Source organism: Erwinia typographi, from assembly GCF_000773975.1.
In the GTDB taxonomy this organism is placed as follows: Bacteria; Pseudomonadota; Gammaproteobacteria; order Enterobacterales; family Enterobacteriaceae; genus Erwinia; species Erwinia typographi.
Genome location: NZ_JRUQ01000113.1, coordinates 1 through 4,692, shown reverse-complemented (window position 1 = coordinate 4,692; position 4,692 = coordinate 1). Strand labels below are relative to the sequence as shown.

The 4,692-nt window shown below is 51.4% G+C and carries 3 protein-coding genes, 4 tRNA genes, 1 other RNA gene and 1 pseudogene; 8 read left to right on the top strand and 1 reads right to left on the bottom strand.

From position 1 onward, the window contains the following. Nucleotides 1-317: 317 nt before the first annotated feature. Nucleotides 318-1,355: a UDP-N-acetylmuramate dehydrogenase gene (gene murB / locus NG99_RS26925; protein WP_034899867.1), complete on the top strand. Its 1,038-nt coding sequence runs from the start codon at nt 318-320 to the stop codon at nt 1,353-1,355. Beyond that, nucleotides 1,352-2,314, top strand: a complete 963-nt coding sequence (gene birA / locus NG99_RS26920) for a bifunctional biotin--[acetyl-CoA-carboxylase] ligase/biotin operon repressor BirA (RefSeq protein WP_034899865.1) — start codon at nt 1,352-1,354, stop codon at nt 2,312-2,314. The genes murB and birA overlap by 4 nt, the downstream gene beginning before the upstream one ends. A 37-nt stretch (nt 2,315-2,351) precedes the next feature. Here the strand turns inward: birA and coaA are convergent, their stop codons facing one another. Next, nucleotides 2,352-3,302 (bottom strand): type I pantothenate kinase, encoded by a 951-nt coding sequence (gene coaA, locus NG99_RS26915; RefSeq protein ID WP_034899862.1) that lies wholly within the window; start codon nt 3,300-3,302, stop codon nt 2,352-2,354. A 538-nt stretch (nt 3,303-3,840) separates the two neighbouring features. Here coaA and NG99_RS26910 point away from each other — a divergent pair. From NG99_RS26910 to NG99_RS28715, 6 genes and pseudogenes are all read left to right on the top strand, one after another. Beyond that, a tRNA-Thr gene (locus NG99_RS26910) sits at nt 3,841-3,916 on the top strand. A 20-nt stretch (nt 3,917-3,936) separates the two neighbouring features. Next, nucleotides 3,937-4,021: transfer RNA gene (locus tag NG99_RS26905), tRNA-Tyr, on the top strand. 41 nt (nt 4,022-4,062) lie between these two features. Further along, a non-coding RNA gene (locus NG99_RS27780) (RtT sRNA) lies at nt 4,063-4,187 on the top strand. Nucleotides 4,188-4,347: 160 nt separating this feature from the next. Then, nucleotides 4,348-4,422 (top strand) — tRNA-Gly (locus NG99_RS26900). Between the two features lie 6 nt (nt 4,423-4,428). After that, nucleotides 4,429-4,504: transfer RNA gene (locus NG99_RS26895), tRNA-Thr, on the top strand. Nucleotides 4,505-4,615: 111 nt separating this feature from the next. Beyond that, nucleotides 4,616-4,692, top strand: a pseudogene (locus NG99_RS28715) (GTP-binding protein); the annotation flags it as partial.

Sequence of the window (4,692 nt, the reverse complement as noted above, 5' to 3'; positions counted from 1 at the left end):
AAGGGTGGCCTTTTTGCGTTCAGGTCATTCCGAATCCCCGGAAAGCAGTAACGGGTTATCCGGGGCAGTTCGCTACTCTCAGATAGCAGGACAGACAAACCGGGAGGTGCAGTCTGAACGTTGCAGAGCAACGGCCCGGAGGGTGAACGTGAGTTCATCAACTGCCAGGCATCAAACAAGTAAGAAGGCCACCCGGAAGGGTGGCCTTTTTGCGTTTAAAGCCTTCCTCCTTTCCTTTCACCTCAATAAAATCCGCTGCCAGCCCGGGAGGGATCGGGTAAACTAAGCCCAGATAAATTATGCAAGGTAGCAGTCCCATGCCCAACCAGACTCACTCTCTAAAGTCTCTCAACACCTTTCATCTGGACGCTGTAGCACGCAGCATCGTGGTGGCAAAAGGAGCAGACGAGATGATCGCTGCCTGGCAGTTGAGTCAGCGGCAGCAAGAGCCTGTTCTGCTGGTAGGAGAAGGGAGCAATTTGCTGTTTCTGGAGGATTTCCAGGGAACGGTGATTGTTAACCGCATTAAAGGCATTGAAACAAATGAGAGCGAAAGTAGCTGGTATTTGCACGTTGGGGCGGGTGAGAACTGGCATGAGCTGGTGCAGTATGCTTTGAATAAAGGTATCCCAGGGCTGGAGAATCTGGCCATGATCCCTGGCTGCGTGGGTTCAGCACCGATCCAGAACATCGGCGCGTATGGTGTGGAGCTGAAGGACGTCTGTCATTACGTCGACCTGCTCAACCTTGCTGACGGGGAAACAATACGTCTTACCGCTGCTCAATGCCAGTTCGGCTACCGGGATAGCCTGTTCAAGCATCATTACCAGAAAGGCTATGCGATTGTGGCCGTTGGGCTGGTGCTCAGTAAGCGCTGGGTTCCGGTAATGACCTATGGCGAGTTAACTAAGCTGGCACCTGAAACCGTTACGCCTCAGCAAATCTTCGATGCGGTCTGCCATATGCGCGGCAGTAAGCTCCCCGACCCTGCTAAAGTCGGCAACGCCGGCAGCTTCTTTAAAAATCCGATTGTCAGTGACAAGCAGGCCGCTTCGATCGCTGAAAGTTATCCTGATGCGCCTCTTTATGCTCAGCCTGACGGCAGCGTTAAGCTGGCAGCCGGGTGGTTGATCGATCGCTGCGATCTAAAAGGTTACAGCATTGGTGGCGCTGCGGTTCACCTCCAGCAGGCTTTGGTGTTGATCAATAAAGAGAATGCAACAGGCAGGGATATCGTGGCGCTGGCGCATGAAGTCCGCCAGCGCGTGGGCGCTAAATTTAACGTATGGCTTGAGCCTGAGGTTCGCTTTATTGGCGCTCAGGGTGAAAAGGATGCCGTCGGAGTCATTGCATGAAAGGTAATACTGTCCCATTGACGCTAATCAGCATCCTTGCTGATGGCGAGTTTCACTCCGGTGAGCAACTGGGCGAGCGGCTCGGTATGAGTCGTGCCGCGATCAATAAACATATTCAGACCCTTAAAGATTGGGGCATTGATGTTTTCACCGTCACGGGCAAAGGGTACAGTCTGCCTGCGCCAATGCCGCTGCTGAACGAAGAAAAGATTGCGGAGCAGCTTGAGCAGGGGCGGCTGGCGGTGATCCCGGTGATTGATTCGACGAACCAGTATCTGCTGGAAAGAATGGATACGCTGCAATCCGGTGATGCTTGCGTTGCGGAATACCAGCAGGCCGGAAGAGGTCGCCGCGGCAGGCAATGGTTCTCTCCTTTTGGTTCAAATCTCTATCTCTCCATGTACTGGCGTCTTGAACAGGGGCCGATGGCAGCGATGGGGCTGAGCCTGGTGATTGGTATTGTGATTGCAGAAGTGCTGCGGTCATTGGGCGCCAACGATGTTCGGGTGAAGTGGCCCAACGATCTTTACCTGAACGATCGTAAACTTGCAGGTATCCTGGTCGAGTTAACCGGTAAAACCGGCGATGCGGCACAGTTGGTGATCGGTGCGGGGATCAACCTTGCCATGCGCACACCGGATGCCAGCATCGTTAACCAGGGCTGGATAAACCTTCAGGAAGCCGGGGTGAACGTTGACCGAAATACGCTTACGGCTCGCCTGGTAAATAATATGCGTAAGTCTTTGCCGCTGTTTGAGCGGGAAGGATTAGCCCCGTTTATTGAGCGCTGGAGCGAGCTGGATAATTTTATTAATCGCCCGGTCAAGCTGCTGATTGGCGACAGAGTTATCCTGGGAATTGCGCGAGGAATCGATCAGCAGGGAGGATTGATTCTGGAACAGGAAGGGGTGCGGAAATCCTGGGTAGGCGGCGAAATATCGTTACGCCCTCAGGAGTAATAATAAGAGGGGCTGCTGCCCCTCATTTTATTTCCTCTTATTTCCTCAGCCTGACTAAATCGACGGCGTGGTTCACGCTTTTCGTCATTATCAGGCTGGCGCGCTCCCTGGTGGGTAAGATGTTTTCCTTCAAATTCATCAGGTTAATTTCTTCCCAAAGCTGAGTGGCTACGCCTATGGCTTCCTCTTCCGACAGCCTGGCGTAATGGTGGAAATAAGAGTCCGGATCGGTGAACGCCCCCTGACGGAATTTCAGAAAGCGATTGATATACCAGCTTTGTAGCAGGTTCTGCGGCGCATCGACATAAATTGAGAAATCGACAAAATCCGACACAAATACGTGATGAGGATCGTGTGGATAATCCATGCCGCTTTGCAGCACGTTCAGCCCTTCCAGAATCAAGATATCTGGCTGCTGCACAACCTTATCCCCTTCAGGAATGACATCATATATCAGATGTGAATAAACGGGGGCGGTAACCTGATCGGCCCCGGACTTCAAATCTGACACGAAATTAACCAGCCTGTGCATATCATATGACTGCGGGAAGCCCTTCTTCTTCATCAGGCCGCGCTCCTTCAACACCTCATTAGGGTGCAGGAAGCCGTCAGTGGTAATCAGTTCAACCCGACGATGCTCAGGCCAGCGGCTCAGCAGAGCCTGCAACACGCGAGCAGTGGTGCTTTTACCTACGGCTACGCTGCCAGCAATGCTGATGATATAGGGGATTTTTTGGCCGTTAGTCCCCAGGAACTGCTCAAGTACGGCCTGACGCCGCAGGTTAGAGCTGATGTAAAAATTAAGCAGACGTGAAAGGGGCAGGTAAATCTCCGCCACTTCCTCAAGAGAGAGATCTTCATTTATACCCTTCAACTGAGCAATTTCCTGCTCGTTCAGGGTCATAGGCACCGAATCACGCAGTGCGGCCCATTGGGCGCGGTTGAATTGCAGATAGGGTGTGGTCAGCAAGGATTCTTTTTTATTCATAAACATGCTTCTGCCAGCAAGAATTTGCCTGTCGTGATACTGGACTCCTCAGGAGTGGGGGATAACACACCGCCAATTCCTGCTCACGTAACTAAGCTAAATTTCAGAAAACAATGGGCAGGAGGTTACCACCAGACGGGCAGTAATCTGAAGGAAAAATAAATCCTGCGAGCGCAAACGCAACGGCACCCGCATTTATTGAATAATTTGCTGGCAATCGGCCAAAGAACCTGACTACTAACGGGGATGTTACAGTGGCATTCTGAACAAAATGTCGGCCTCTGAGCTGTCGTAGCGAAAAAGAACAGGGCGATTTACTCGTACAACAGCCCCAGGTAGTGAATTGTTCGGCATTTTTGTGAATCATTTCATTCTACCATTGGTGAAAAAATCACTAATATGACGCATCTTTGAACGGGTTTTTTGCCGCCGGGCGATAATTTGCGTTTTTTTGCGCAAATAGTAGGCATAAGAACATTTATCGCAATTTTTTTGTTGCATCAGGCGGCCGGTCTTCCTAAAATGCGCACCACTTGATGCCGGCTTAGCTCAGTTGGTAGAGCAACTGACTTGTAATCAGTAGGTCACCAGTTCGATTCCGGTAGCCGGCACCATCAAGTAACGAAGTACCCCGGGTGGGGTTCCCGAGCGGCCAAAGGGAGCAGACTGTAAATCTGCCGTCATCGACTTCGAAGGTTCGAATCCTTCCCCCACCACCATCTCGACCTTGTCGTTTAAGGTCAAACCAGATGAAAGGTTTCTATAAATCATCTGGGGAAGGATGAGAACCTTCAGAAGGTTCGAGTCGCGCAACGCAAGACAACGTGCGAAGCACGGCCCGAAGGGTGAGGAACGAAGTGACGAATAATCCTTCCCGCACCACCATCTCGACCTTGTCGTTTAAGGTTAAATCAGATGGAAGATTTTCGACTGAGCACAAGCGCAGTCAGGGTCATCAAGCATATGCGGGTTGACTCGAATAGCAAGAGGGCATCTTCTTGTTGTTCAAAAGCTACAGACAGAACAGGTAGCCGAGTTCCAGGATGCGGGCATCGTATAATGGCTATTACCTCAGCCTTCCAAGCTGATGATGCGGGTTCGATTCCCGCTGCCCGCTCCAAGCCGTGCTGATATGGCTCAGTTGGTAGAGCGCACCCTTGGTAAGGGTGAGGTCCCCAGTTCGACTCTGGGTATCAGCACCACTTCTAATCTCCCTCCCTGATTCTTTCTCTGTACGTTAAATTCAACAGTCAGGCTCTGCCTGGTTGATGTGGTGATATCACCGATTTATCCGTGTCTTAGAGGGACAAGCAATGTCTAAAGAAAAATTTGAACGTTCCAAACCGCACGTCAACGTTGGTACTATCGGCCACGTTGACCACGGTAAAAC

Bases quoted from the DNA above. Each gene is read 5' to 3' on its own strand.
- birA (WP_034899865.1), top strand. From the start codon at position 1,352: ATGAAAGGTAATACTGTCCCATTGACGCTAATCAGCATCCTTGCTGAT.
- coaA (WP_034899862.1), bottom strand. From the start codon at position 3,302: ATGAATAAAAAAGAATCCTTGCTGACCACACCCTATCTGCAATTCAAC.
- murB (WP_034899867.1), top strand. From the start codon at position 318: ATGCCCAACCAGACTCACTCTCTAAAGTCTCTCAACACCTTTCATCTG.